Origin of the sequence: Oceanicola sp. 22II-s10i, from assembly GCF_002210105.1 — a bacterium.
Taxonomy (GTDB): Bacteria; Pseudomonadota; Alphaproteobacteria; order Rhodobacterales; family Rhodobacteraceae; genus Pseudooceanicola.
The window spans coordinates 612519-638279 of sequence record NZ_AQQU01000001.1 but is presented as its reverse complement, the minus strand read 5'-3'; the positions used below and the strand labels follow the sequence as shown (position 1 = coordinate 638279).

The following is a 25761-nucleotide window of genomic DNA, read 5'->3' as shown; positions in this document are numbered from 1 at the left end:
GCCCATGCTCCGCTTCCAGCCCCCCGTCGTCCCGAACGAATCCTTCATCAATTTCGGCGCCGCCATAGCGCAGCACGCTGCCGGTCAGGGCGACAAGACTGCCCTCATCGTGGACGGTCGCGAGGTGTCATGGCGCGATTTCGGTGCGATGGTGGCACAGGTCGCGGGCAAGCTCCGGGCCGAAGGCGTCGGCAAGGGCGGGTTCGTCGCGACGCTTGGTGAGAACTCTCTGGAACACGTCGTGATCTACTGCGCGACGCTCGCGGCGGGCGCGTGCAACGTGCCCCTGCCGGTATCCGCCACGCCCGAGGCGCTTGTCCGCATGGTGTCCGACAGCGGGGCGGCGATGCTCTTTGCCTCACCCGGCCAGATGGCAGTGGCCGAGGGTCTGGGCGCGCCCAGGCTGATGGACATGTCCGGACTGTTCGACTGGGCCTCGGATGCCACGCCCGCCGAACCGGTCGACGTCTCGCCTGACGATCTGTTCGACATCATCTACTCCTCGGGCACAACCGGCCTGCCCAAGGGCATCCTGCACGATCATCGCTTCCGGTCGCGCCAGCTGTCGCGGATCACCAACTTCGGCCTGACGGGCGAGGCGCGGATGATCATCTCGACCCCGGTCTATTCCAACACCACGCTGTTCGGAATGCTGCCGTCGATTGTCCTCGGCGCGACGCTGGTCGTCATGTCCAAGTTCAACACGGTGGAGTTCCTCAAGCTCTCCGAAGCGCACAAGCTGACCCACGCGATCCTCGTTCCCGTCCAGTATATGCGCCTGATGAACGAACCGACGTTCGGCGACTACGACCTGACGAGCTATGCCTGCAAGTTCTCCACCTCGGCCCCGCTGGCCGCGCCGCTGATCGCTAAGGTGATGGAGCGCTGGCCCGGCAACCTTGTCGAGGTCTACGGCATGACCGAGGGCGGCATCTCGACCGCGCTGAACTGCGGCGCGTTCCCCGACAAATGGGACACGGTCGGCCGGGCGGGCGACGGCGTGGATATGCGGGTGATCGACGACCAGGGCAACGAACTGCCACGAGGGTCCTTCGGTGAACTGGTCGGGCGGTCGCCGTCGATGATGCCCGCCTATCACAACCTGCCGGACAAGACGCAGGAGATCCTGTGGACGGACCCGGAGGGCAACCATTTCATCCGTTCCGGCGACATGGGCCGCATCGACGAGGACGGGTTCATCCATCTGATGGACCGCAAGAAGGACATGATCATTTCGGGCGGCTTCAACATCTACGCCGCCGATCTGGAGGCGGTGCTGCGCGCACATCCGGACGTGGCCGACACGGCGGTCATCGCCGTCCCCAGCGAAGCCTGGGGCGAGACGCCGCTCGGCTTCGTGATTCTCAAGGCAGGGGCCGATACCACGGCCGAGGCGATCAGGGACTGGGCCAATGCGCAACTCGGCAAGACGCAGCGGCTGTCCGAGGTCGTCCTTCGTGACGACCTGCCCCGCAGTGACATCGGAAAGATCCTGAAACGCGACCTGCGCGCGCCCTACTGGCCCGCGAGCTAACCCAGTCACAGTTGCAGATTGGCGGATGCCGGCGACCCGAATGTCGCCGGCATTTTCCGTTGCGCCGGTCAGGACGCGACGTGGCGCGCCGCCGTGGCCGGGTCATTTCTTCGATTTGAAACATCTGAATCAGGATGCCGCCTCGGGCCGCATCCCGATGTAATATTCACGCCAACTCACGCGAGCCACAATAGTGTAGACAGTTGACATATAGGCCTGCAACTCGGTAGGGTCCTGCGAGTTCAGAAGGATGATTTGGATGTATGAAGACAGCATCACGGGCAATGGCCCCCACGGTCATGCCAGTCTGGCCGGGCGCCGCCGGCTCCTCAGGGGGCTCGTCGACGAAAGGTCCGCGGTGCTGTTGCCCGGTGCGCCCAATGCCATGACCGCCCGGATCGTCGAGGCCATCGGGTATCGGGCCGTCTATCTGACCGGGGCGGGGCTGACCAACATGTCCCTCGGCCTGCCGGATCTGGGGCTGGTGACCGCCAACGAGGTCGTCGAGGCCACGGCGCGTCTCAGCGATGTCTGCAGTCTGCCGCTGATCGTCGACATGGACACCGGGTTCGGCAACGCGCTGAACGCCTATCACACCGTCCGCAAGCTGGAACGCGCGGGTGCCGCAGGCATCCAGATCGAAGATCAGGTGTTTCCCAAGAAATGCGGCCACTTCTCGGGCAAGGCCGTCGTGCCCATCGACGAGATGCTGGGCAAGCTGCGCGCCTGTCTGGACGCCCGGGAGGACGAGAACACGATGATCATGGCGCGGACCGACGCCCGCGCGGTGGAGGGGTTCGACGCCGCGATGGAGCGCGCGCACCGGATGATCGAAGCGGGCGCGGACATCATATTCGTCGAGGCGCCGGAAACGGTCGAAGAGGTCCGCGCCATTGCCGCGCTGCCCGCGCCGGGCGTGGTCAACCTTGTGGTCGGCGGCAAGACTCCGATGATGGGGCTGGACCAGCTGCGGGAGACGGGGTTTTCCATGGTGCTTTACGCGAACGCGGCCCTTCAGGCCTCGATCCGGGCGATTCAGGAAGTCCTCGGTACGCTGCACGAAACCGGATCGCTCGACACGGTTCAGGACCGGCTGGCCAGTTTCGCGGAACGGCAACAGGTGGTCGGCAAGCCGGGAATTGACGCGCTGTCGCAGCGCTACGAAGGGGCATAGGCGGGCAGGACTGACATGACGCTGAACAGGATCCCCGCGCTTTTCATGCGGGGCGGCACGTCCAAGGCACTGGTGTTCCTCGCCCGCGATCTTCCGGCTGAACAGGTCGAGCGGGACCGGATCTTCCTCGCCGCCATGGGCACGCCCGATCCGAACGGTCGCCAGCTGGACGGAATGGGCGGGGGTATATCTTCGCTTTCCAAGGTCTGCATCCTTGGTCGGGCAAGCCGCGAAGACGCCGACATAGACTATACTTTCGCGCAGATCGGCGTCGGCCGGGCCGAGGTCGACTATGCCGGAAACTGCGGCAACATGAGTTCGGCCATGGGACCCGCCGCGCTTGAGCTGGGACTGGTCCCGCCACCCGCCGGGCCCGAGGCCGCGGTCCGGCTTCACAACACCAACACCGGCAAGATCATCGTGGCCCGGTTCCCGGTCCGCGACGGCCTGCTGGACCCCGAGGGCGACTTTGCCATCGACGGCGTCGCCGGTCAGGCCGCGCCGATCCGGCTGGAGTTCCTTGAACCCGGTGGCGCCAAGACCGGTCGCCTGCTGCCGACCGGCCATGCCGTGGATGATCTGAGCCTGCCGGACGGCACGACCATCCGCGCCAGCCTTGTGGATGCGGCGAATCCCTGCGTCTTCGTCGCAGCCGCTGACATGGATAAGACCGGCGCGGAGGGGCCGGACGACCTGGTCGGAGATGCGGCCTTCATGGACCGCATGGAAGCGATCCGCCGCGCCGGGTCCGTCCTGATGGGGCTGACGCCGGACATCGAGGCCGCCGCGGCGATGCCCAGCCTTCCCAAGGTGGCGATGGTCGCCCCGGCGGCTGACAGCGTGACCCTGTCCGGCGCGGTGATCCCTGCAGGTGAGATGTCGTTGCTCGTTCGGATGATCTCGATGGAGCAGCCGCACCGTGCCGTGCCGATTACCGGTGCGATCTGTCTGGCCGCCGCCACGCGGGTCACCGGGTCGGTCCCGCAGATGGCTGTCACGGAACAGGCCGGTGCCGTGGTGGTCGGCCACCCCTCGGGCACGACTGTCGTGGATGCCGAGATCACACAGGCGGACGGCATGGCCTTTGCAAAGAGCGCCACAATCTACCGCACGGCACGCACGCTTTTCGCGGGCGAAGTGCGCTTCCGGCTGTCCTGACGCAATGGCAGTCTGAAGCGTTTTCCGCCTGAAGAGACACGAAAAGGCCCGGACGCATACATCGTCCGGGCCTTTTGCAATGGCTGGGTGCCCGCCCTGCGACGGGCACCCGGATATCATGCGGCGTCCACCTTGGCCGACGCACCGCAATAGGCCGCCGCGCTTTCGCCCGCCAGCTTGCCGAAGACCGAGCCGGACATCAGGCCGGTGCCGCCCGGATAGTTTTCGTAGAACAGCCCGCCCACCAGTTCGCCCGCGGCGTAGAGGCCGGGGATGGACTGGTCGGTCATGTCCTGGACCTCGCCGCTGGTGTTGATCTGCAGGCCGCCGAAGGTGAAGGTGATGCCGGTGGTGCAGACATAGGCCTCGTAAGGCGGCTGGTTGATCGGCAGCGCCCAGTTGGTCTTGTTCGGGCTCAGCCCCTTGGTCGTCACGCCATCCAGAACCGACGGGTTGTAGTCGCCGCCCTGGCAGGCATCGTTGTAGTCCTTGACCGTCTTCGCCAGCTTCTCGGGATCAAGGTCCAGCTGTTCCGCCAGCCCCTCGATGGTATCCGAGGTCGCCTTGGTCACTTCCTTGATCCGGTATTCGTCACGCAGGCGGTGGATGGTCTGCTGGTCGAAGATCTGGATCGCGGTCCGGTTCGGCTGGGCCATGATCTCGCGCCCGTATTTCGCATAGGTCAGGTTTCGGTAATCGGCGCCTTCGTCGACGAAGCGTTCGCAGTCGGTGTTGACCATGATCCCCAGCGGGTAGGAGTGCTTCTGGAAGTTGTCCAGCACCCAGCGGTCGCCATAGGGCGGGGCCGAGATGTCCCATTCGCAGGCATGGCACGAAGACCAGTTGCCATAGGGTTTTGCCCCGATGTCCAGAGCGGCCTGAATGCCCTCACCCATGTTGTGCCGGGTGCCGCGGACGCGGCAGAGGTCCCAACCCACGCCCAGGTAGCGCACGCGCCACTGCTGGTTGGATTCGAACCCGCCACAGGCCAGGATCACGGCCTTGGCGGTGATCTCACCATAGCCGTCCTTGGTGCGCGTCTTGACCCCGGTCACGGTCCGGTCGTTCGACTGCAGCAGCCCGATTGCCGCGGTGCCGTAACGGATTTCGATCCCCAGTTTCTCTGCGCGCTGGATCTCGGCCTCGACTAGACCGGCGCCACCGCCGACCGCCTCGATGTTCACGCCGCCGTAGAAGTGGTGCTTGCCGTCCACGACGTAGGACTGGCGTCCGAACATGGGAACGAAGCGGATGGAATGGCTGCGCAGCCAGCCCATCGTCATCCGCGACCGGTCCACCAGCAGCTGCGCGAGGTCCTCGTCGGTCTGATAGCGGGTCACTTCGCGCATCTGGTCCATGAAGAACTCCCGCGAATGCGGCGGCAGGATGATCTGGTTGCGCTCTTCCTCGGAGAGGTCGGTCAGGATGTCCTCCATCACGTCCTCGAGCCCGTTGTGGGCAAAGCGGAAGCCGCCGGCGGTAAAGTAGGAATTCCCGCCCCGTTCCTCTTCCGGCGCACGCTCCAGCACGAGGGTCTTTGCCCCGTTCTCGTGGGCCGACAGGGCCGCGCAGAGGGCGGCGTTCCCGCAACCGACGACGATCACGTCATATTCGCTCAACTCTAGTCTCCTTTGTTCTCCGCCCGCCTCAGGCGGTGGTTGGTGTCGTGTTCCGTGTTGCAGGGCGGGGAAGCCGCCCCGGTTCGTCAGCCGCCGAGGTACGCCTTGCGCACGTGATCGCTGGCCGCCAGTTCCCTGCCGGTGCCCGACAGCGCGATCTCTCCGCTTTCGATCACGAAGGCGCGGTGGCACAGGCGCAGGGCCATGCTGGCATTCTGTTCGACGAGGACAATCGAGATCTCCTCCTCGCGGTTGATCTCCTGAATGATCTGGCCGATCTCCTGCACCCGTATCGGGGCGAGCCCGAGCGAGGGTTCGTCCAGGAGCAACAGGCGCGGCCGCGCCATCAGGGCACGCCCGATGGCCAGCATCTGCTGTTCGCCGCCCGACATCGACCCGGCCAGCTGCGTGCGCCGTTCGCGCAGGCGGGGGAAGTAGGTATAGACCCTTTCCATCGTCCTTGCGGTCTCGTCCCGGTCGGTCTTGAGATAGGCACCGAGCTGCAGGTTCTCTTCCACCGTCATCTGCGGGAATACCCGCCGCCCCTCGGGCGACAGCGCGATGCCGAGCTTGACGACGGCGGGCGGTGCCAGCCGGGAAATGTCGGTGCCGTGAAAGGTGATGGTCCCGCGGTCCGGCGCGGTCAGGCCCATGATCGCGCGGAGCGTTGTGGTCTTGCCCGCGCCGTTGGAGCCGATCAGGGCCACGATCTCGCCCGGAGCGACGTCCAGCGACAGGCCGCGCAGGGCGGAGCGGGGTCCATAGCTCACGTCGATCGCGTCGATGGTCAGCGCGTTCATCAGATGGCCTCCGTTCCGAGGTAGGCTTCGATCACCTGCCGGTTGTTCCTGATCTCCTCCGGCGATCCGGCTGCAATCTGTTCGCCGTGGTCCAGAACGATCAGTCGATGACAGATCCCCATGACGAGCCGCATGTCGTGTTCGACGATCAGGACGCTGGTGCCGCCCGCTTCGTGGATTTCCCGGATCAGCTGGCCCATGGCATGGCTTTCCTCGGGGTTCAGGCCGGCGGCGGGTTCGTCCATCATGATGACCTTGGGGTCCGAGGCCAGTGCGATCGCCACGCCGAGCCGGCGCTGGAACCCGTAGGGCAGGGCACCGGCGAGGTGGTCATGCACGTGCGCGATACCGACGCGGTCCAGGATCTCCATGCAGTGCCGGCGCAGGCGGGCATCCGCGTCGCGCGACGCTGCAAGCCCCAGAAGCGAGCCAAGGAAGGTGTCTTCGGACCGGGTGAAGGCCCCGCGCACGACGTTTTCCAGAACGGTGGCCGTGGGAAAGACGCTCGTCGCCTGATAGGTGCGCGCCAGTCCGATCCGGACAATCCGGTTGGGCCGCATCCCCACGATATTGTGGCCGTCGAAGGTGATTTGGCCTTCGCTGGGTGGGAAGGTGCCGCTGATGACGTTGAAACAGGTGGTCTTTCCGGCCCCGTTCGGGCCGATGAGGCCGACGATTTCATTGTCCGAGACGGTCAGGTTCACATCCTTCAGCGCCATCAGGCCGCCGAACCGCTTGGAAACGCCGCAGACGTCGAGAAGCGTGGTCATTTGCCACCTCCGATCCGCCGCAGGGTTGCGGGCAGCGAGATCAGGCCACCCGGCAGCAGGCGCAGCACGAGGATCATGATGGCGCCGTAGATGATGTGCTGAAGCCCGGCGAAATCGCGCAGGAACTCTGGCAATGGCGTCAGGAACGCCGCCCCGACCACCGCGCCCCAGAACAGCGAGCGCCCGCCGACGACCAGCATCGTGATGTAGGCCACCGAGTTATGGAAGGTGAAGGTATCGGGCGAGATATAGCGGATGTAATGGGCGATCATCGCCCCGCCGACCCCGGCGATGCCGCTGCCGATGGTGAAGGCGATGATCTGGTACTTCGACGTGTCGATCCCGCAGCTCTCGGCAAGGTCGATGTTCTGCTCGATGGAATCGAACGCCCGCCCGAAGGTGGACCGGGACAGGGCCCAGGTGAACAGCAGAACCAGCAGGAAGACGACGAAGGCAAAGTAGAAGAACACCGGCCGCGGCCCGAAGCTGAGCCCGAGGATGGTGATCGGCGGAATGCTGATCAGGCCATTCGCGCCGTTGGTCAGGCTCTGCCAGTTCAGCACCATCAGCGTGAACATCTGGCCGAAGAGGAAGGTCACCAGCACGAAATAGACACCACGCAGGCGCAAGATGACGGCGCCGAGCAGGGCCGCGACCGTGGCCGTGCCGATCCCGGCGATCAGCAGGGACACGAAGGGCGGCACGCCGAGGCGCAAAGACAACAGCGCCGAGGCATAGGCCCCGAGCCCGGCAAAGGCCGCATGGCCCAGCGACAGCTGGCCCACGCAGTAGATGATCCACAGGCTGAGCGCGAAGATACCGCTGACCAGCGTCAGGTTGGCAATGTGCACGTAGAACAGGTTGGGCAGCAGTCCGGGTGTGGCATAGGCCACGGCACAGGCCAGCGTTACCAGAACGATGCGGGTCCAGAAGCCGCGCTGCGAGGCGCTGGCTGCGGTTGGCTGGGTCATATGTGTGTCCACGGTATTCACTTACGCCTCCTTGCGGCCCATGAGGCCGGTCGGGCGGACCAGCAGGATCGCGATGACGAGGGCGAGCTGAAGCATGTCGGCGACGAGGGCGCCGAACAGTGTCGCGCCGAAGCTTTCGATCATTCCAAGCAGGAGCCCCCCAAGAACCGCGCCCGGAATCGACCCTAAACCGCCAAGAATAACCACGATGAAGGCCTTGAGCATCGGCGTGATACCGACGAAAGGCGAGACCGAGAAGACCGGCGCCATCAGCGCGCCCGCGACGGCGGCCAGGGCGACCGACATGCCGAAGGCGAAGGGAAAGATGCGTTCGACGTCGATCCCCTGGATCAGGGCCGCCTCGCGGTCCTGCGCGACGGCACGCATGGCGCGGCCGGTGCGGGATTTCTGCATGAACAGCCAGAACGCCCCGATGACGAGCGCGGCGGCCACGATGACGAATATCCGGGACCACGAAAAGACGACCGGTCCAAAGCGGACGAGTCCGCTGACGACATCGGGCATGGGGCGCGGCGAGGCGCCGAAATACATCAGGGCGGAGTTCTGAAGCACGACGGAAATGCCGAGCGTCGCGATCATGCCGGTCAGTTCGTCCGCACGCAGGGGACGGATCAGCAGCCATTCGATCAGCGCGCCGGCGATACCGACGACCGCGATGGTGATCAGCAGTGTCATGGCGAATGGCAGGTGCCACTGGGCATAGGTGATGAAGGCGACGAAACTGCCGATCATGTAGAATTCGCCATGTGCGAAATTCACGACCCGCATGATGCCGAAAACGAGGGTGAAACCGATGGCCATCAGCGCATACATCGTGCCGATCACCAGCCCGTTGACGCCCGACTGAACCAGAAGGGTTAGCAGGTCCATGAGAACTCCGAGTCAATAGTCCGGTCGCGGTGAGGCCGGAGCCTCACCGCGTGCGGGTCATTCGCACTTTTCGAGATCGCAGGTCGCGATGACCTCGGGCTTGCCGCCGCTCACCTTGCCAATGGCGTAGGGGATGTACTGTTGGCGCATGGTTCCCCAGATTTCCTGCCCCATCCAGTTGGCCTTGCCCGCCGGACCGTCGAAGTCCGAAAGCTTGCCCATTTCGGCGATGATCGCGTCCGTGTCGTCGATGGTGCCCGCAGCCTTCATGCCCTCGAAGATCATGTTGATCGTGGTGTAGAACAGCGGGCTGAACGCGTTCATCGTTCCGCCATATGCGTCGATGTAACGGGTCTGGTAGGCCTGCGCCGACGGCAGCGAACCGTCGTATTCCATGTGGACGTAGAGCCCTTCGGATGCCTCCGCCCCGGCCACGGCCAGAATGTCGTCGGTGGCGTCGCCGCCGGTGCGGACGATGTTCCCGGTGAAGCCCAATTCGCGCAGCTGACGGACCAGCAGGCCCGCGGTCTGCGGCGGGGAGCCGTCCAGTTCGAACGTGTCGATGCCCTGCGCCAGCAGCCGCGTCAGCAGCGGCACGAAGTCCACGCGGCCACGTTCGTAGTAGTCGACGGCAGAGGCATCTGCGCCTGCGTTCTGATAGGCCGAGGCGATGTCGTTCGACATTGTCTGCCCCGTCTCGTCATTGGGGAACAGCGACCCGACCTTCTGCGCGCCAAGCTCGGTGACGACATAGGAGATTTGCGGGTTCGCGTAGATCTGTGTCGGCAGGACGGCGCGGAACGAGTAGGGATGTTCCTCGGCCATGGCGATCGGGGTGAAGCCGCCGGTGATCGTGATCTTCTTGTTCTCGGTGGTGGTCGGCACCAGCGCAGCCAGCGGCGCGGAGCCGAGCGGCCCGACGATAAATGTCGCCTCGTCCTCGAACACCAGCCGGTTGACGGCGGTCACCGCGTCGTTCGGGTTATAGTGGCTGTCGTAGGCCGCGATACGGATGTCATAGGTCGTGTCGCCGACCTTCAGTCCGCCAGCGTTGTTGATGTCCTCGACCGCCAGCTCCAGCGCGCCTTTCATGGCGGTGCCCCATGCGGCGCCGCCACCGGACAGCGGTGCGACCAGGCCGACCGTCATGGTTTCGGCGCCCGCCGCTGTTCCGAGCGCAAGGGCCGAAACTGTCAAACAGAGCAGTGTTTTCTTCATGTCTACCTCCCTTTTGGTGCCGCCTCCTGAACGGCGCAGCTGGGTGCGTTATGCAGAAAGAATCGCATTCAGTCAACTGTTGACACTTTGTGAAGGAGCATGCAGGTTGCGCGTGAATAAAGGGCGGAGAACCGAATGAAGACGTATGGCCTCTATATCGGCGGAGCATGGGTGGACCCCGCCGCCGGGCAGAGTTTCGAGGCGGTGAATCCCTACACGGGGCAGGCCTGGGCGCGGGTGTCGGAGGCGACGTCGGCGGATGTAGATGCCGCCGTGGATGCGGCGACGGCGGCGCAGCCGGGTTGGGCCGGGACCAATGGCGCGACCCGCGCGATCATCCTGAACCGCATCGCGGATGTCATCACGGCCCATGCCGGCGAGATGGCCGTCTTTGAGTCGAGTGACAACGGCAAGGTGATCCGCGAGACGTCTTCCCAGATGCTCTTTGCCGCGCGGCTGTTCCGGTTCTATGCCGGTTATGCAGACAAGTTGTATGGCAGCGTCATTCCGCTGGATAACCCGCAGGTCTTCGACTACGCGACGCGTGAACCCTACGGTGTCGTCGGGCTGATCACCGCGTGGAACTCTCCCATTACGTTGCTCTGCAACAAGCTGCCCGCGGCGCTGGCGGCGGGGAACACCGTGGTGGTCAAACCGTCCGAACACGCCTCCGTCTCGACGCTGGAACTGTGCAAGTTGCTGGACAAGGCGGAACTGCCGCCGGGCGTCGTCAACGTGGTGACAGGGGCGGGGGAGACCGGTGCGGCTCTGGTCACGCATCCGGGGATCGCCAAGGTCAGCTTTACCGGGTCGCCGGGCGTCGGCCGCCGGATTGCCGCGGCGGCGGGCGAGCGGCTGAAGCCGGTCTCGCTCGAGCTCGGCGGAAAGTCCCCCAACATCGTGTTCGACGACGCCGATCCCGAGGCCGCGGCGGTCGGCGCGCTGGCCGGCATCTTTGGAGCAACCGGACAGACCTGCGTGGCCGGGTCGCGGCTGCTGGTGCAGCGGGGACTATATGACGAGGTGACAACGCGGCTGGTCGAGCGGGCCAAGGCGATCCGGCTGGGCGATCCGCTGAGCCCCGACTCCGAAATGGGAACGGTCGCGAACCAGCCGCAGTTCGACCGCATCATGGCGTCGATCGAGGGCGCGCGCACCGATGGGGCCACCCTGATGACGGGCGGCGGGCGTGCCGAGGGCGAAGGGCTGGGCGAGGGGCTGTTCATCCAACCGACCATCTTTGCCGACGTCCGGAACGACATGGCCGTCGCCCAGACCGAGATTTTCGGCCCCGTCCTGTCGATCCTGCCGTTCGATACGGAGGAGGAGGCGATCGCGATCGCCAATGACGTGCCATTCGGCCTTGCCGGTGGAGTCTGGACGCGCGACATCACGCGGGCGATGCGGGTCGTGCCGCAGCTTAAGACCGGTGTGGTCTGGGTGAACACCTATCGCATGGTGGCCGCGCAGGCGCCGTTCGGCGGCACCAAGGATAGCGGCTTTGGTCGCGAACGGGGCGAACAGGGGATCCTCGAGTTCACGACGACGAAGAATGTGATGATCGACTGGTCCGGCAAGATCAGCGATCCCTTTGCCATCAAGAACTGAGACTGGCCAACGGGCCGTATGGGAGTGAGAAGTATGAAGATTTCGGGCGGAAAGTTCATGGTCACCGGCGGCGTCAGCCTGATCGGCAGCCACGTCACCGAACAGCTGCTGGAGGCGGGGGCGGAAGAGGTGATCCTCTTCGACAACTACTCGCTCGGCTCCAACGACATGATCGGCCACATCCTGGAAAATCCCAAGGTGCGGCTGGTTCGTGGTGACATCACGCGGATCAACGAACTGTATGACGCGCTCGACGGGGTCGACGGGATATTCGCCATCGCAGGCTTCCTGACCCTGCCGTTCAGCGCGAACCCGTCGCTGGGGATCTCGGTCAATGCGCTTGGCCATGCGACGGTGCTGGAAGCGGCGCGGTATCGCGGGGTCAAGAAGGTGATCTTCTCGTCCTCCGTCGCCACCTATGGCGATCCCGAGGGCGGCGTGATCGACGAAACGCGCCCGTTCCGGTTCCACACCATGACCCCTCCGGGCGTGCTGTACGGTGCGACCAAGATCATCGGCGAGCAACTGGGCAAGCTCTATTCCGACCGGTACGGCGTCCAGTCCGTGTCGCTGCGCTACGCGACGGTCTACGGCGAGCGGCAGCACTATCGCGGAGTGAACGCACTCTACATCATCGACACCTATGACAAGCTGATGGCGGGCGAACGCCCGCAGATTCCGGGCGACGGGTCCGAGGTGCACGATTACATCCACGTCGCGGATGTCGCCCGCGCGAACCTGATGGCGATGGACAGCGACGTCACCGCGGAGTCGTTCAACGTCGCGACCGGCAAGGCGACGAACCTGAACCGCCTGTTCGAGATCGTCGCCGGTATCGTCGGTTCGGACCTCAAGCCGGAGTACAAGGACAAGGCCGGTGCGGTGCGCGTGACGACCTCCAGCGAGCTCGATTTCTCGATCGACAAGATCGAGAAGATGATCGGCTGGACGCCGCAGGTCTCCATCGAGGATGGGATCGAGCGCCTGATCAAGTGGCGCCGGTCGCAGGGCTGAAAGGGGCAAGGTCATGTCGGAATACGAGGTCCACGCTATCAAATATGCCTCGATGGACCGTCAACGGTCCGACAACTTCATTCGCATCGACGATCACGACGGGCCGATGCCGCTCGACTTCTTCGTCTGGGTGATCCGGGGCGAGGCGGGGACCTTCGTGGTCGACACCGGGTTCGACCCCGACACCGCCACCCGCCGGAACCGCCGCGTCTGGCGGCCGGTGGCCGAGGGGCTGAAGGCCGTCGGGGTGGAGGCCGGGACCGTGTCGGACGTAATCGTCACGCACCTGCACTGGGACCACGCCGGAAATCACGACCTGTTCCCGCAGGCGCGTTACCATCTGCAGGAAAAGGAAATGGCCTATGCCACCGGCCCCTGCATGTGCCACCACGCGCTGAACCACACCTTCGAGGTCGCGGATGTGCAGAACATGGTCAAGCGTGTGTTCGAAGGCCGTGTCTGCTTTCACAACGGCACCCGCGAAATCGCTCCTGGCCTCAGCCTGCACTGGATCGGCGGCCATTCCCGCGGGCTGCAGGTGGTCCGCGTCAGGACCCGTCGGGGCTGGGTCGTGCTGGCTTCGGATTCCGCGCATTATTACGAGAACTTCGAGAACCGGTCGCCGTTTCCCGTGGTCGTCGATGTGGCGGACATGCTGAGCGGCTATGACACGCTGCTGTCGCTGGCCTCATCCCCGAACCATATCGTGCCCGGTCACGATCCTATGGTTCTGGACCGTTATCCCCTGTCGGGCGGGGCGCAGGCGATCGTTCGCCTCGATGCCGAACCGACCTTCTGACATGGCCACAATTCCGGAGCCGAACATGAACATCCAGACTGATACCGAAAGCGCGACCGCCATGGGCCCGTCTCATGCAATGGCACAATTCGCCGAAGGTCTTCGCTTCGAGGATATCCCCGCCGAGGTCATCGAACGCGGGCTGATCCATATCATCGACGGGCTGGGGCTGGCGCTGGCCTCGACCACGTTTCCCTTTGCCGGGCCCACGCTGTCGGCAGTTCGGGAACTGAGCGGCGGAGACGCCGGCTGCACCGTCATCGGGCAGGGCTTTCGCGCATCGGCGCGGGATGCCGCGATGGCGAACGGCGTCCTGATCCACGGGCTGGATTACGACGACACGCACCTGCAGGCCATCGTGCACCCCACCTCGGCCGTGCTTCCGGCGGTGCTGGCGATGGCTGAACAGCGGGGCGGGTCAGGGCCCGAGGCGCTGGCGGCCTTCTGCATCGGGATGGAGGCGGCGATCCGCCTCGGCGCTGCGGTCAAGGGCGGGTTCCACCACACCGGCTTCCATGCGACGGGCGTTCTGGCGCATTTCAGCTCGGCTCTTGCGGCCGGTCGCCTGATGGGGGCCTCGGCGGCGGATCATGTCAATGCGCTCGGCATCGCGGCCAGCACGGCGTCCGGTGTGCAGGTTTTCCTTGAGGAAGGAGCCTGGACGAAACGGTTGCATCCCGGCTGGGCCGCGGCTGGCGGCATCACCGCCGCGACGCTGGCGCGACACGGGTTCGTCGGCCCGACCCGCGCACTGGAAGGGCGGTTCGGCCTGTTCGACACGCATCTGCACAACCATGCCAAGGACGTGGACCCCAGCTATCTGACCGAGGGCTTCGGCACCCGGTGGATGATGGCGGACACGGCGCTGAAACCCTATCCGGTCTGCCATTTCATCCACGGCGCCGCAGATGCCGCGCTGGACCTGAGGGACGAGATCGCGGGGGCCGAGATCGCCGCAATCGACATCCTTCTGCCCCACGACACGCTCAAGATCGTGGCCGAACCCATCGAGCACAAGCGCAACGCCCGGAACGAATACGAAGCGAAGTTCAGCGCGCCCTTCGTCGTCGCCTCCACCCTGCTCCGGGGGCGCTTCGGTCTGCCGGACCTGACCGATGCCGCTATCGCGGACGAGACCACGCAGGCGTTGGCGAAACGCTGCACTTGCCACGCAGATCCGGACAGCCTGTTTCCGGAATACTTCTCGGGCGGGGTGAAGGTGACGCTGGCCGACGGCCGGGAACTGTCCCGCCACGTGCCAGTCAACAGCGGCGCGGGCGAGCGCATGATGACGCTGGACGAAACCACCGAGAAATTCCTGCAGAACGCGGGGCTTGCGATCGACGAGACGCGGGCGATGGCCATTCGCGACGCGGTGCTGGCCCTGCCCGGCGGGAATGTTGCACCGCTCGTCAGCGCGCTGCGCGGCTGATCCGGGGGCCGGGCGCGATGCCCGGCCTCAGTCCGCGGCGTCCTCGTCCTGCTGGGCCTTGGCCATGGCCAGCCCGGCATGGATGCGCGCGTTGCTGATATGCACCCGCATCGCCGCCTCGGCCCGGTCGGGATCCCCGGCATCCAGCGCGTCGAGGATGGCGTGGTGTTCTTCCAGCGCACGGGTCGCGCGGCCGGTCATGGTCGACGACTTGTAGCGATAGACCCGCAGCAGGTCATACAGATCGCCGGTGATCATCGAGATCAGGAATTCGTTGTCCGACGCCTTGGCGATGCGGAAATGAAAGTCGAAATCGCCGCTCTGCTGGTAATAGCCTTCGCCCGACTGGACCTCGCTGCTGGATCCGTGCTCGGTCAGCAGTTCGCGCAGCTTGGCGACCTCGTCGGGGGTGATGCGCTCGGCCGCCAGGCGGCAGGCCATGCCCTCAAGTGCCTCGCGGACCTTCAGCAGTTCATCCAGACGCCGCGGCGACAGGTCGACCACCCGGACCCCCTTGTTGGCGATCCGCTCCAGCAGGCGACGGCCTTCGAGACGGCGGATCGCTTCGCGCAGCGGGCCGCGGCTGATGCCGTATTCCGCCGCAAGAACCTGCTCCCGGACCCGCTCGCCCGAGGTGAGCTCGCCCGCGATGATGGCGGCCTCAAGCCGTTCGGTCACCGCATCGACCAGAGATTTCGCTTCGATTTTTCCCGGCACGGTTTCCCCAGAAATCAAATGGTTGGCCTGTCTGGTATTCCAGTGTCGACACTATGGCCTGGGCCGGGGGAAGGCAACGCTTTTACGTGCGCGGATGCACCCTGCCCGCCGCTCGGGCAGCGGCGGGCAGGGCCGGTCCCGTCATCGTTTCGCCAGCCGGTCAGTCGTCGCCGAGCCGGGCGCGCAGTTCGGTTTTCAGGACCTTGCCATAGTTGTTCTTGGGCAGGTCTGGCACCATCACGTAGCGCTTCGGCTTCTTGAACCGGGCGATAAGCGCGGTGCAGGCCGCATCGAGATCCGCCGGGGCGGGGGTGCAGCCCGGTTCCGCCACGATGAAGGCCACGACGATCTCGCCCCATTCGGGGTCCGGCTGTCCGATGACCGACACTTCGCTGACCTCAGGGTGCGTAAGCAGCGCCTCCTCGACCTCGCGCGGGTAGATGTTCGATCCGCCGGAGATGACCAGATCCTTGGCCCGGTCATGCAGCGTCAGATATCCCCCGTGGTCCAGATGCCCGAGATCCCCGGTCAGCAGCCAGCCGTCGCGAAGTGTCTTTGCGTTGGCCTCGGGGTTGTCCAGGTACCCGGCCATCACCTGCGGCCCGCGCACCGCGATTTCGCCGACGTCGCCGGGCGGCAGGATCCGACCCTCGGCGTCGAGGATCCGAACCTCGGCCACACTGTGCGCCCGGCCGACCGAGGCCAGCCGCGCCTCCCAGTCCGGGTGCGTATGGTCGGCGATGTCCGCCCGCGACAGGGCCGAGATCGTCATCGGCGCCTCGCCCTGGCCGTAGATCTGCACGAACTTCGGCCCGAGGACCGACAGCGCGTCCTTGATGTCGGCGACGTACATCGGACCGCCACCATATACGATCGTCTTGATCCCCGCGCCGTCCGAGCCTTCGCTCCGCGCGCGGTCGACAAGGCGTTTGACCATCGTGGGGGCGGCGAACATCGAGATATTGCCCAGTTCGCGGGCCAGCGACAGGATTTCCGCCGGATCGAACCCGCCGCTTTCGGGCACGACGTGCCGCGCGCCGCGCTGGACATGGATGAAGTTGTAGAGCCCCGCGCCATGCGACATCGGCGCGGCGTAGAGCGCGGCGTCGTCGGGCGCGACATCGTCAACATCCGCCAGATAGGACAGTGAGGCGGCCAGCAGGTTGTCGCAGGTCAGCATCGCGCCCTTGGGCCGTCCGGTGGTGCCGGAGGTATAGAACAGCCACGCGGGCGCATCGCCCGCCATCGGCTCAGGCCAGTCGGACGGCTGCGTGTCGAGCATGGCGGCATGGTCCGGCCCGCCGGTTTCGATACAGACGGTCTGCCCGATATCTTCGGTCGCGCGGAGCGCATCGGCGTCCTTGGCAAAGACCAGACGTGTCCCGGAATGCCCGAGGATCCACGCCGCCTCGCGCGCGTGGAGCTTGCCGTTCACCGGCACGCAGGTCGCACCGGCCCAGAGGATTCCGTAGAAAAGCGGCAGGTAATCGATGCTGTTCGGCTGAAAGATCGCGACGCGATCCCCGGCCCCGATCCCGCGCGCGGCGAGTGCCGCCGCGATCGACCCCGCCTGCCGCGCAAACCCGGCGTAATCGGTCACGTGCCGCGCCCCGAGGAAAAGCGCCGGCCTGTCCGGATGCGCGCGTGCGGTGCGCGCCAGCCACTCCGCCGGGTTCATTTCGCGGCCTCGAGGACCGAGCAGTAGTTTGCCACGGCCGAGCCGCCCATGTTGAAGACCAGCCCCAGTTCGGCGTCGGGGGCCTGCATCCCCTCGGCCGTCCCGGTCAGCTGACGGGCGGCCATGACATGCATCGACACGCCAGTTGCGCCGACCGGATGCCCCTTGGCCTTGAGCCCGCCGGACAGGTTCACCGGCAGGCGACCGTCCCTCATCACCGTGCCGTCGGCGACCGCACGCGCGCCCTGCCCGACGGGGGCGAGACCCATGGCCTCGTAGATCATCAGCTCGGCGATGGTGAAGCAGTCGTGAACCTCGGCAAAGGATATGTCGTCGAGCGTGACGCCCGCCTTGTCGAACGCCTGCCGGAACGCGACACGCGGCCCGTCAAGCTCGGTCATGTCGCGGCGCGACATCGGCATGACGTCGTTGACCTGCGCGGTCGACCGGAACGTCACGGCGCGGGGGAACTCCCCGGCCAGTTCCGGCGCCACGATCACCAGCGCCGCCGCCCCGTCCGAGATCAGTGAGCAATCGGTCATCCGGAGCGGCTCGGCGATCATCGGGTTCTTGTCCGATACCGTGCTGGCAAAGTCGAAGCTGACCTGTTTCTGCATGTGTGCCAGAGGGTTGGCCATGGCATTGGCGTGGTTCTTGACCGCGATCCGGGCCAGCGTGTCGGCCTGATCGCCGAACCGCTGGAAATACTGCCCCGCGATCCGGCCGAAGATCTGCGGGAATGAAACGCCCGATTCCTCTTTCTGGTAGGAAGCCCCGGCCAGCGCCTTGGTCACGCCCGCGGTGTCCAGATCGGTCATCTTCTCGACCCCGACCACCAGCGCGATCTTCGTCTCGCCCGCCCTGATGGCGTTCAGCGCGGAATAGATGGCCGCCGACCCCGAGGCGCAGGCGTTTTCGCAGCGCGTGGACGGGGTGAACCGCAGGTCTTCGTCCATGCCGATCACCAGCGATGAAGCAAAGGCGTCGGGCACCATGCCCGAGTTGAAATGCCCCAGCCAGATCCCGTCGACCTGCTCCGCGCCGATACCGGCGTGGTCCAGCGCCTCGCGCGCGGCCTCGGCGATCAGGTCCTCAAGGCTCCGGTCGCGCAGCGCGCCGAATTTCGTATGGCCCCAGCCAGTGATACATGGTTGCATGATGATCCTCCGCTTGGGCCGGGACTCTACGCCTTCGCCCTGCGCCGGGTAGTCCGCAAAGTTACCTAATCGCAAAGCTTCACATGCACGCCGATGTCGATGCCATTTTCGAGAACGCCCCGGTCGGGCTGATGTATTCCGAGCATCGGGTCGTCCTGCGCTATAACCGGAAGTTCGCGACGATCTTCGGCTACGCCCCGTCGGAACTCGACGGCCAGTCGCTGGCGCTGCTCTATCCCTCGCCCGAGGATTTCACCCACACCGGGGAACACTGGGTCAGGGAACTGGGGCTGCACGGCCATTATTCCGACGAACGGATCATGCGCCGCCGCGACGGCACGCTGTTCTGGTGCCGTGTCCGGGGGCAGGCGCTGGATCCGGACGATCCGCTGGCCCGCGCGGTCTGGAGCTTTTCGGACCTGTCGTCGGAACGGCCGGTTGCGGCGCTGACCCGGCGCGAGCGTCAGGTGGGTATGCTGCTGGTCGAAGGCCTGACCGCCAAGGAAATCGCCCGGCGGCTGGATATCTCGCCCCGCACGGTCCATGTCCACAAGAACCGGCTGATGACGCGCTTCGGTGTCCGCAATTCGCTGGAACTGGTGCGCTGTCTGACGTCGCTGCCGGGCTGACACTCAGTCCTGCAGCGGGTCCGCGCGCCAGGCATTCGGGTCGTATCCGGGTCCGAGTTGGGCGGATGTCGCCCTGACGATGGCCTCCGCATGGGCTTCGGCCTTGTCCGCCACCCGGAACAGCGGGCCCGCCACGGTGACGGAAAACGTGCGGCCGTTCAGCGTGATCGGCATCGCGACACCGCCCAGATCGGGCGAATAGTTCGACGCCGACCGGAACCATCCCCGCCTGCGCCCCTCGTCCAGATCGCGGCGCACCTCGTCGGCGCTGGCCGGCGCGTTCGGTCCCCAGCATCCATAGGCGGCCTTGCGCAGCAACACGTCGCGATCGCGGTCCGGCATCTGCGACATCAGCGCCTGCCCCGTCGCGGTCACATGGATCGGCACCCGCTTGCCGGGGCGGGCCGCGTAACGGACCGCGGCGGGTGATTCTGCGACGTCGAGGAACACCGCGAACAGCCCGCTGGGGGCTGACACCCAGATGGTTTCCCCGGTCTCGTGCCACAGCGCGATCATGATGGCGTGCAGGGCGTCCGGCAGTGGCTCCGACTCGGCGAACGCGGCGCCGAGCTGCTGCCAGCGGACCGTCGGATAGTAGCCGCCGCGTGCCCTCGGTTCATAGAGATACCCGGATTCAACAAGCGTTGTCAGTATGTTGAAGGCGCTGGATCGCGGCCAGCCGAAGTGGCGGACAACATCGGCCAGCGTCGCCGGTTCCTGCCGCTCCGCGAAGTATTCCAGCAGCGCGAGAAGGTTCTCGATCTGTTTGACGCTCATGACCGGCAGTCCTCCACCAATGGGACGTCCCCGCGCAAGCCGATTGACAAGCGCGGATCGCTCTGACTTATTTGTTTCAAATATTGGGGTATTTGTCCACATATTTGGACAAATGTGAGGAGAGGAAAGAAATGGGACCGCTGGAGGGGCTTCGAGTCCTCGATCTGAGCTCGATTCTGATGGGGCCTTACGCGACCCAGATCCTGGGCGACTACGGTGCCGAGGTGATCAAGGTCGAGGCGCCTTCGGGCGATCTGGTGCGGCAGATCCAGCCGTCACGGAACCCCGGCATGGGGGCCATCTTTCTCAACACCAACCGGTCCAAGGACAGCATCGTGCTGGACCTCAAGACCGCCGAGGGCAATCGCGCGCTGCTGCGCATGGCCGCGGAATGCGACGTCCTGCTGACGAATGTCCGCCCGCGCAAGATGGCCGCGCTCGGCCTGTCGTGGGAGACGCTGCATCAGGCGAACCCGCGCCTGATCTACGCGGCGCTGGTCGGGTTCGACCAGCGCGGGCCCTACGCCGGGCGTCCGGCCTATGACGACCTGATCCAGGGCGGCGCCTGTATCCCCTACAGCTTTACCCGCGCCGGAAATGCCCCGGCCTATGTGCCCGCCGCCATCGCCGACCGCATCGTCGGGATGTCCGCCGTCAACGCGATCCTTGCCGCCGTGGTGGAACGGGACCGCTCGGGGCAGGGGCAGAAGGTCGAAGTCCCCATGTTCGAGACGATGGTGTCGATGATCCTCGGCGATCATCTGGGCGGGCTGACCTATGATCCGCCGCTCGACAACGGCGGCTACCGGCGGCACCTGTCGCCCGACCGCAAGCCCTATGCGACGCGCGACGGCTATGTCTGCGCGCTGATCTACAACGATGGCCACTGGGAACGCTTCTTCCGCGCCATCGGCCGGCCCGAAATGCCCGCCGCCGATCCGCGCTACGCGACCTTCGCCGCGCGCCTTGCGCATATCGACGAGGTCTATGCCGAACTGGGCGAGATCCTGAAGACCCGCACAACCGCCGAATGGCTGGCGCTGTTCGACGAGGCCGACGTGCCGGCGATGCCGATGCATTCCTATGAAAGCGTCATGTCGGACCCGCATCTGGAAGCGATCGGGTTCTTTTCCCGGACGGAGCATCCGACCGAAGGACCGATCCGGCAGATGGCCGTGCCCGCCGGATTCTCACGCACGCCCGCCGTTCCCGAGAAAGCCGCGCCCGCCATGGGGGCTCAGGGGGGCGAGGTGCTGTCGCGCCTCGGGTTCGGCGTGGATGAAATCGAGGGGCTGGCGCAGTCGGGCGCCCTGCACCTGCCAAGGGAGGACTGAACCGATGGACTTTGCACTGACCGAAGATCAGGAAGCGATCAAGGCCGCAATCGAGCGCATCTGCGCCAATTTCGGTGACGATTACTGGCTGGAACGGGACCGCAAGGGCGGCTTCCCCACCGATTTCTACGATGCGCTGGCCAGGGAAGGCTGGCTGGGGATCTGCACCGCCGAGGCGCAGGGCGGCGCGGGGCTGGGTGTGACCGAGGCCGCGATCATGATGCGGACCATCGCGGAATCCGGGGCGGGCCTGTCCGGTGCGTCTGCGGTACACATCAACATCTTTGGTCTGAAACCGGTCGATGTCTTCGGGACAGAGGATCAAAAGGCCCGCATGATCCGGCCGATGGCCGAGGGCCGCGAAAAGGCGTGTTTCGGCGTAACAGAGCCGAATACCGGCCTGAACACCACCCAGCTCAAGCTGCGCGCCGACAAGCGGGGCGACAAGTACGTCGTCAACGGCCAGAAGGTCTGGATCTCGACCGCGCAGGTGGCCGACAACATCCTGCTGCTCGCCCGCACCACGCCGCTGGATCAGGTCAAGAACCCCACGCACGGCCTGTCGCTGTTCTACACGCCGTTCGACCGCAGCCGGATCCGTGTCTCGGAAACCGAGAAGATGGGCCGCAAGGCGGTGGATTCGAACGAGCTGTTCTTCGAGAACTTCGAAATCCCCGAAGCCGATCGCATCGGCGAGGAGGGCGAAGGCTTCAAATACATCCTGCAGGGCATGAACCCGGAGCGTATCCTGATCGCCGCCGAGGCGGTCGGGCTGGGCTTCGCCGCGCTGCGCAAGGCGACGGCCTATGCCAAGGAGCGCATCGTCTTCAACCGCCCCATCGGTCAGAACCAGGCGATCCAGCATCCGCTTGCGATCTGCCATTCGGAACTTGAGGCCGCGTGGATGATCACCATGAAGGCGGCCTGGGAATACGACACCGGGCAGAACTGCGGCGCCTCAGCCAACATGGCCAAGTATCTGGCGGGCGAGGCCGGGTTCAACGCCTGCCAGCAGTCCGTCATGACCCACGGCGGGTTCGGCTACGCCCGCGAATACCACGTCGAGCGTTACCTCCGCGAAAGCCTGATCCCGCGCATCGCCCCCGTGTCGCCGCAACTGGCGCTGTGCTTCATCGCCGAGCGGGTGCTCGGCCTGCCCAAGTCGTACTGAAGGAGGACCCGATGGCCGGTCTCTGGTTCGAGCAGTTTCACGTCGGGCAGCACTTCCGACACGAGCTCACCCGCACGGTGACGGAGGCGGACAACACGATGTTCAGCCTCATGTCGATGAACCCGCAGCCTCTGCATATCGACGCCCACTTCGCCGAAGGTACGGAATGGGGGCAGCGGCTGTTCAACTCCATGTTCACCTTCGCGATCATGGTCGGGATGACGGTGCAGGACACCACGCTGGGGACCACGATCGGGAACCTCGGCTTTTCAGAAGTGACCTTTCCCGCCCCGGTCTTTCATGGCGACACGCTGAGGGCCGAGACCAAGGTGATCGCGGTCCGAGAGTCGAAATCGCGGCCGACACAGGGCCTGGTCGAGTTCGAGCACCAGTGTTTCAAGCACGACGGCACGCTCGTCGGCCAGTGTCGGCGGATGGCGCTGATGCGCAAATCGCCCGAGGCGGCGTGATGCGGTCGTTCCTGTTCGTTCCGGGCGACAGCGAAAAGAAGTTCGCTAAGGCGCGCGAGGGGGCGGCGGATGCGCTGATCCTCGACCTGGAGGATTCAGTCGCCGTGCCGGCCAAGGCCCGCGCCCGTGAAATCGTCGCCGGGATGCTGGACGCCCCGCGTGACGGTCCTGCGCTGTTCGTGCGGGTCAACGCGCTGGACACCGGGATGACGCTGACCGACCTCGCCGCCGTCATGCCGCACCGGCCGGATGGCATCGCCCTGCCGAAATGCGAGGGCCCGGCGGATCTGGAGAAGGTGGCGAACTACCTCGCCGCGTTCGAGGCGGCGCATGACCTGCCGCCGACCCGGATCATCGCCATCGCCACGGAAACCGCCGCCTCGCTGTTCACGCTGGGGGACTACCGGGATTGCGATGAACGGCTGTGGGGCATGATGTGGGGAGCCGAAGATCTGGCCGCCTCGCTCGGCGCCCGCGAGAACGGGGCGCGGCAGGGGTTCCATGAACCGTTCCGGCTGGCGCGGAACCTGTGCCTCGCCGGGGCAGCGGCGGCCGGGGTCGTGGCGATCGACACGATCTGTGCGGTGCTGGACGACCTGTCGGTGGTCGAGCGCGAGGCAAACGAGGCGCGCCGCGACGGGTTCGGGGCCAAGGCGGTGATCCATCCCAAGCATGTGGACCCGGTGAACCGCGCCTTCACGCCGACCGAGGCCGAAGTCGCCTGGGCGCAGAAGGTTCTGGACGCCTTTGCCGCTGATCCATCGGCCGGCGTGGTCCGGATCGACGGCCAGATGATCGACAAGCCGCACGAACGGGCGGCGCGCAAGATCATGTCCGCGGCCGGTCTCATTTCGTAAAATGTAAACTGTAGACAAAACGCAGATCCTGCGGCTAGTGTGCCGGAGGACCTGCGAGGGACGGGCGCAGGCCCGGAAAGGGAGGAGGACGGATGGCGAATCCGGCACATAAGCAGGTGCCCCTGAACGCGATTTCCGCATGGATCGCGAAGATGGAGACGGTCTGTATCGCGCTGTCTGCGCTGTCGCTTGCCGCGATCATGCTGATCGTGATGCTGGACGTGATCCTGCGCTATGCCTTCAGTGCGCCGCTTGTCTGGTCCTATGACCTGATCGGGCTCTATCTGGTCGGCGCGGTCTTCTTCTTCGCCCTGTCCGACACGATGCAGCAACACGGGCATATCGCGCTGGACGTGTTCCAGCCGATGATCCCGCATCGGATTAAGCACGCCGCGTTGTCCCTCGGCTTTGCGGCCTCGACCGCGTTCGTCCTCGCCATCGCCTGGCTTGAACTGAAAGAGGCGTTGCACACCTACGCCGCCGATGAACGGATCGCGGCCATCGTTCCCATGCCCACATGGGTGTCCCACCTGGTGCTGACCATCGGCGTCGGCGTCCTCGTCCTGCGTTGCGCCTACCGGACCGTTTTCCATGCGCTGTCCGCCATCGCGGGCCGCGACCTGGTGGAACTGCCGCCGCCGCCGATCACCGATCTTACCGCCGCGGAGCATGCAGAATGACCGTCACCATCGCTCTGGCGGTTCTTGCCGCGATGCTCGTGTTCGGCCTGCCCGTGGCTCTGGCCATGGGGGTTTCGGGGGCGGTCGGCCTCTATATGTTCGGCGGCTGGCCGATCCTTCAGGGCATCCTCAAGACCGCGCCGATGTCCACGGCCAGCAGTTACGAGATCATCACGATCCCCATGTTCATCCTGATGGCCGAGTTCGTCATCATCTCGGGCGTCGCGGGCGACCTGTTCAAGGCGGCGACGGCATGGGTCGGACGGTTGCGCGGCGGTGTCGCCATGGCGACGGCCATTGCCGGGGCCGGGTTCGGTGCAATCTCCGGATCCTCCACCGCCGCGGCGGCCACGCTGGCCTCCACCTCGATCCCCGCGATGCTGAAGGAAGGCTACGAGCACAAGCTGGCCTGCGGCGTAGTCGCGATTTCGGGCACGCTCGCCATGCTGATCCCGCCGTCGATCGCGCTGATCCTCTACGGCATCATCGCCGACATCCCGATCGGATCGCTGCTGATCGGCGGTGTCATTCCCGGCCTGATGGTGACCGTGACGATCATCCTCACCGTCGCCGTGCTGGTCTGGCTGGACCCGACCGCGGCCCCGATGGGCCGGTCCTATACGTGGCGCGAGAAGTTCGGTTCGCTCAAGCGTGTCGGGCCGCTGCTGATCCTTTTCTTTGCGGTGACGGGGACGATCTATTCCGGCATCGCCACGCCGACCGAGGCGTCGGGCATCGGTGCCTTCTGCGCCATGCTGATCGCGGCATGGGAACGCAAGCTGACGCTGCCTGCCGCATGGCATGCGCTGCGCTCGGCGGCGCAGACGACCTGCATGGTGCTGTTCATCATCCTCGGCGCGCATGTCTTCGGCTACTTCTTCACGCTGACGCGGGTAACCTACGACCTGACCAGCTGGGTCGGCGCGATGGAGGTGTCGCGCTGGACGATCCTCGCCGTGATCCTGCTGGGCTACCTGATCCTCGGGTTCTTCATGGACCAGATCGCGATCCTGATCCTGACGGTCCCGGTCGTTCTGCCGCTGATCCTGCAACTGGGCTTCGATCCGGTATGGTTCGGCGTGCTGATCGTCGTCACCGCCGAGGTCGGCATGGTGACGCCCCCGCTCGGGATGAACGTCTTTGTCGTCGCCCGCTACACGCGCCGCCCGGTCGGCGAAATCTTTCGCGGCGTGGCCCCGCATGTCTGGGCCCACCTGATCGTCATCGCGATCCTCGCCGCCTTTCCCGCCATTACCCTCTGGCTGCCGTCAACGATGCAGTAGCCAGTCCATCAACAGGAGGA

The 25761-nt window shown here is 65.6% G+C and carries 24 protein-coding genes; 14 read left to right on the top strand and 10 right to left on the bottom strand.

Annotated features, from left to right (window positions below; genetic code table 11):
* The first annotated feature begins 4 nt into the window (after positions 1-4).
* The 3 genes from ATO6_RS03220 to ATO6_RS03210 all read left to right on the top strand — a co-directional run bounded on the left by ATO6_RS03220 (position 5) and on the right by ATO6_RS03210 (position 3866).
* On the top strand, positions 5-1534 hold the full coding sequence (locus ATO6_RS03220; protein ID WP_088622486.1) for a class I adenylate-forming enzyme family protein: 1530 nt from the start codon (positions 5-7) through the stop codon (positions 1532-1534).
* Between the two features lie 259 nt (positions 1535-1793).
* Positions 1794-2708 (top strand): oxaloacetate decarboxylase, encoded by a 915-nt coding sequence (locus ATO6_RS03215; RefSeq protein WP_088622485.1) that lies wholly within the window; start codon positions 1794-1796, stop codon positions 2706-2708.
* Positions 2709-2723: 15 nt separating this feature from the next.
* A complete protein-coding gene (locus ATO6_RS03210) occupies positions 2724-3866 on the top strand; it encodes a 2-methylaconitate cis-trans isomerase PrpF family protein (RefSeq protein ID WP_088622484.1) in 1143 nt (380 codons plus the stop codon).
* Between the two features lie 116 nt (positions 3867-3982).
* Here the strand turns inward: ATO6_RS03210 and tcuA are convergent, their stop codons facing one another.
* From tcuA to ATO6_RS03180, 6 genes are all read right to left on the bottom strand, one after another.
* Entirely contained in the window at positions 3983-5485 is a 1503-nt protein-coding gene (tcuA, locus tag ATO6_RS03205) for an FAD-dependent tricarballylate dehydrogenase TcuA (RefSeq protein ID WP_088622483.1), read from the bottom strand.
* 86 nt (positions 5486-5571) lie between these two features.
* Positions 5572-6285, bottom strand: a complete 714-nt coding sequence (locus ATO6_RS03200) for an ABC transporter ATP-binding protein (RefSeq protein ID WP_088622482.1) — start codon at positions 6283-6285, stop codon at positions 5572-5574.
* Entirely contained in the window at positions 6285-7055 is a 771-nt protein-coding gene (locus ATO6_RS03195) for an ABC transporter ATP-binding protein (RefSeq protein WP_088622481.1), read from the bottom strand. Before ATO6_RS03195 ends, ATO6_RS03200 begins: the two co-directional genes overlap by 1 nt.
* A complete protein-coding gene (locus ATO6_RS03190; protein WP_141101923.1) occupies positions 7052-8026 on the bottom strand; it encodes a branched-chain amino acid ABC transporter permease in 975 nt (324 codons plus the stop codon). The genes ATO6_RS03195 and ATO6_RS03190 overlap by 4 nt, the downstream gene beginning before the upstream one ends.
* A gap of 21 nt (positions 8027-8047) precedes the next feature.
* On the bottom strand, positions 8048-8917 hold the full coding sequence (locus tag ATO6_RS03185; protein WP_088622479.1) for a branched-chain amino acid ABC transporter permease: 870 nt from the start codon (positions 8915-8917) through the stop codon (positions 8048-8050).
* 57 nt (positions 8918-8974) lie between these two features.
* Positions 8975-10135, bottom strand: a complete 1161-nt coding sequence (locus ATO6_RS03180; protein WP_088622478.1) for an ABC transporter substrate-binding protein — start codon at positions 10133-10135, stop codon at positions 8975-8977.
* Positions 10136-10270: 135 nt separating this feature from the next.
* Here ATO6_RS03180 and ATO6_RS03175 point away from each other — a divergent pair, with 135 nt between their 5' ends.
* The 4 genes from ATO6_RS03175 to ATO6_RS03160 are packed head-to-tail and all read left to right on the top strand — an operon-like array spanning position 10271 to position 14988.
* A complete protein-coding gene (locus ATO6_RS03175; RefSeq protein WP_088622477.1) occupies positions 10271-11743 on the top strand; it encodes an aldehyde dehydrogenase in 1473 nt (490 codons plus the stop codon).
* Positions 11744-11776: 33 nt separating this feature from the next.
* Positions 11777-12757, top strand: a complete 981-nt coding sequence (locus ATO6_RS03170; protein ID WP_176440806.1) for an NAD-dependent epimerase/dehydratase family protein — start codon at positions 11777-11779, stop codon at positions 12755-12757.
* Positions 12758-12770: 13 nt separating this feature from the next.
* Positions 12771-13556: an N-acyl homoserine lactonase family protein gene (locus ATO6_RS03165; RefSeq protein ID WP_088622475.1), complete on the top strand. Its 786-nt coding sequence runs from the start codon at positions 12771-12773 to the stop codon at positions 13554-13556.
* 25 nt (positions 13557-13581) lie between these two features.
* The gene (locus ATO6_RS03160) at positions 13582-14988 is read left to right on the top strand and encodes an MmgE/PrpD family protein (RefSeq protein ID WP_088622474.1); all 1407 of its coding nucleotides are present in this window, start codon (positions 13582-13584) and stop codon (positions 14986-14988) included.
* A gap of 27 nt (positions 14989-15015) precedes the next feature.
* On the opposite strand, the gene ATO6_RS03155 is transcribed toward ATO6_RS03160, so the two are convergent.
* From ATO6_RS03155 to ATO6_RS03145, 3 genes are all read right to left on the bottom strand, one after another.
* Positions 15016-15705: a GntR family transcriptional regulator gene (locus tag ATO6_RS03155; protein ID WP_217898964.1), complete on the bottom strand. Its 690-nt coding sequence runs from the start codon at positions 15703-15705 to the stop codon at positions 15016-15018.
* 160 nt (positions 15706-15865) lie between these two features.
* Positions 15866-17383: an AMP-binding protein gene (locus tag ATO6_RS03150; protein WP_088622473.1), complete on the bottom strand. Its 1518-nt coding sequence runs from the start codon at positions 17381-17383 to the stop codon at positions 15866-15868.
* Positions 17380-18540 carry an acetyl-CoA acetyltransferase gene (locus tag ATO6_RS03145; RefSeq protein ID WP_088622472.1) on the bottom strand — a complete coding sequence of 387 codons (1161 nt, stop codon included), beginning with the start codon at positions 18538-18540 and terminating at the stop codon, positions 17380-17382. The genes ATO6_RS03150 and ATO6_RS03145 overlap by 4 nt, the downstream gene beginning before the upstream one ends.
* A gap of 83 nt (positions 18541-18623) precedes the next feature.
* Between ATO6_RS03145 and ATO6_RS03140 the strand changes: the two genes are divergently transcribed.
* Positions 18624-19169: a LuxR C-terminal-related transcriptional regulator gene (locus ATO6_RS03140; protein WP_088622471.1), complete on the top strand. Its 546-nt coding sequence runs from the start codon at positions 18624-18626 to the stop codon at positions 19167-19169.
* A 3-nt stretch (positions 19170-19172) separates the two neighbouring features.
* On the opposite strand, the gene ATO6_RS03135 is transcribed toward ATO6_RS03140, so the two are convergent.
* Positions 19173-19946, bottom strand: coding sequence for an IclR family transcriptional regulator (locus ATO6_RS03135; RefSeq protein ID WP_088622470.1), 774 nt, complete (start codon positions 19944-19946; stop codon positions 19173-19175).
* A 131-nt stretch (positions 19947-20077) separates the two neighbouring features.
* Here ATO6_RS03135 and ATO6_RS03130 point away from each other — a divergent pair, with 131 nt between their 5' ends.
* The 6 genes from ATO6_RS03130 (at position 20078) to ATO6_RS03105 (ending at position 25741) form a co-directional block, all read left to right on the top strand.
* On the top strand, positions 20078-21280 hold the full coding sequence (locus ATO6_RS03130; RefSeq protein ID WP_088622469.1) for a CaiB/BaiF CoA-transferase family protein: 1203 nt from the start codon (positions 20078-20080) through the stop codon (positions 21278-21280).
* Between the two features lie 4 nt (positions 21281-21284).
* Positions 21285-22451: an acyl-CoA dehydrogenase family protein gene (locus ATO6_RS03125; protein WP_088622468.1), complete on the top strand. Its 1167-nt coding sequence runs from the start codon at positions 21285-21287 to the stop codon at positions 22449-22451.
* A gap of 11 nt (positions 22452-22462) precedes the next feature.
* Positions 22463-22921, top strand: coding sequence for a MaoC family dehydratase (locus ATO6_RS03120; protein ID WP_088622467.1), 459 nt, complete (start codon positions 22463-22465; stop codon positions 22919-22921).
* Positions 22921-23778 carry a CoA ester lyase gene (locus tag ATO6_RS03115; protein ID WP_088622466.1) on the top strand — a complete coding sequence of 286 codons (858 nt, stop codon included), beginning with the start codon at positions 22921-22923 and terminating at the stop codon, positions 23776-23778. The genes ATO6_RS03120 and ATO6_RS03115 overlap by 1 nt, the downstream gene beginning before the upstream one ends.
* A 92-nt stretch (positions 23779-23870) precedes the next feature.
* Complete coding sequence (locus ATO6_RS03110; protein ID WP_088622465.1) at positions 23871-24458, top strand: TRAP transporter small permease; 588 nt, start codon at positions 23871-23873, stop codon at positions 24456-24458.
* Complete coding sequence (locus tag ATO6_RS03105; RefSeq protein ID WP_088622464.1) at positions 24455-25741, top strand: TRAP transporter large permease; 1287 nt, start codon at positions 24455-24457, stop codon at positions 25739-25741. The genes ATO6_RS03110 and ATO6_RS03105 overlap by 4 nt, the downstream gene beginning before the upstream one ends.
* Positions 25742-25761 lie beyond the last annotated feature (20 nt).

Excerpts from the sequence above, each read along its gene's own strand:
- ATO6_RS03220 (WP_088622486.1), top strand. The coding sequence starts at position 5 with ATGCTCCGCTTCCAGCCCCCCGTCGTCCCGAACGAATCCTTCATCAAT.
- ATO6_RS03215 (WP_088622485.1), top strand. The coding sequence starts at position 1,794 with ATGTATGAAGACAGCATCACGGGCAATGGCCCCCACGGTCATGCCAGT.
- ATO6_RS03210 (WP_088622484.1), top strand. The coding sequence starts at position 2,724 with ATGACGCTGAACAGGATCCCCGCGCTTTTCATGCGGGGCGGCACGTCC.
- ATO6_RS03200 (WP_088622482.1), bottom strand. The coding sequence starts at position 6,285 with ATGAACGCGCTGACCATCGACGCGATCGACGTGAGCTATGGACCCCGC.
- ATO6_RS03195 (WP_088622481.1), bottom strand. The coding sequence starts at position 7,055 with ATGACCACGCTTCTCGACGTCTGCGGCGTTTCCAAGCGGTTCGGCGGC.
- ATO6_RS03190 (WP_141101923.1), bottom strand. The coding sequence starts at position 8,026 with ATGACCCAGCCAACCGCAGCCAGCGCCTCGCAGCGCGGCTTCTGGACC.
- ATO6_RS03185 (WP_088622479.1), bottom strand. The coding sequence starts at position 8,917 with ATGGACCTGCTAACCCTTCTGGTTCAGTCGGGCGTCAACGGGCTGGTG.
- ATO6_RS03180 (WP_088622478.1), bottom strand. The coding sequence starts at position 10,135 with ATGAAGAAAACACTGCTCTGTTTGACAGTTTCGGCCCTTGCGCTCGGA.
- ATO6_RS03175 (WP_088622477.1), top strand. The coding sequence starts at position 10,271 with ATGAAGACGTATGGCCTCTATATCGGCGGAGCATGGGTGGACCCCGCC.
- ATO6_RS03170 (WP_176440806.1), top strand. The coding sequence starts at position 11,777 with ATGAAGATTTCGGGCGGAAAGTTCATGGTCACCGGCGGCGTCAGCCTG.
- ATO6_RS03165 (WP_088622475.1), top strand. The coding sequence starts at position 12,771 with ATGTCGGAATACGAGGTCCACGCTATCAAATATGCCTCGATGGACCGT.
- ATO6_RS03160 (WP_088622474.1), top strand. The coding sequence starts at position 13,582 with ATGAACATCCAGACTGATACCGAAAGCGCGACCGCCATGGGCCCGTCT.
- ATO6_RS03150 (WP_088622473.1), bottom strand. The coding sequence starts at position 17,383 with ATGAACCCGGCGGAGTGGCTGGCGCGCACCGCACGCGCGCATCCGGAC.
- ATO6_RS03145 (WP_088622472.1), bottom strand. The coding sequence starts at position 18,540 with ATGCAACCATGTATCACTGGCTGGGGCCATACGAAATTCGGCGCGCTG.
- ATO6_RS03140 (WP_088622471.1), top strand. The coding sequence starts at position 18,624 with ATGCACGCCGATGTCGATGCCATTTTCGAGAACGCCCCGGTCGGGCTG.
- ATO6_RS03135 (WP_088622470.1), bottom strand. The coding sequence starts at position 19,946 with ATGAGCGTCAAACAGATCGAGAACCTTCTCGCGCTGCTGGAATACTTC.
- ATO6_RS03130 (WP_088622469.1), top strand. The coding sequence starts at position 20,078 with ATGGGACCGCTGGAGGGGCTTCGAGTCCTCGATCTGAGCTCGATTCTG.
- ATO6_RS03125 (WP_088622468.1), top strand. The coding sequence starts at position 21,285 with ATGGACTTTGCACTGACCGAAGATCAGGAAGCGATCAAGGCCGCAATC.
- ATO6_RS03120 (WP_088622467.1), top strand. The coding sequence starts at position 22,463 with ATGGCCGGTCTCTGGTTCGAGCAGTTTCACGTCGGGCAGCACTTCCGA.
- ATO6_RS03115 (WP_088622466.1), top strand. The coding sequence starts at position 22,921 with ATGCGGTCGTTCCTGTTCGTTCCGGGCGACAGCGAAAAGAAGTTCGCT.
- ATO6_RS03110 (WP_088622465.1), top strand. The coding sequence starts at position 23,871 with ATGGCGAATCCGGCACATAAGCAGGTGCCCCTGAACGCGATTTCCGCA.
- ATO6_RS03105 (WP_088622464.1), top strand. The coding sequence starts at position 24,455 with ATGACCGTCACCATCGCTCTGGCGGTTCTTGCCGCGATGCTCGTGTTC.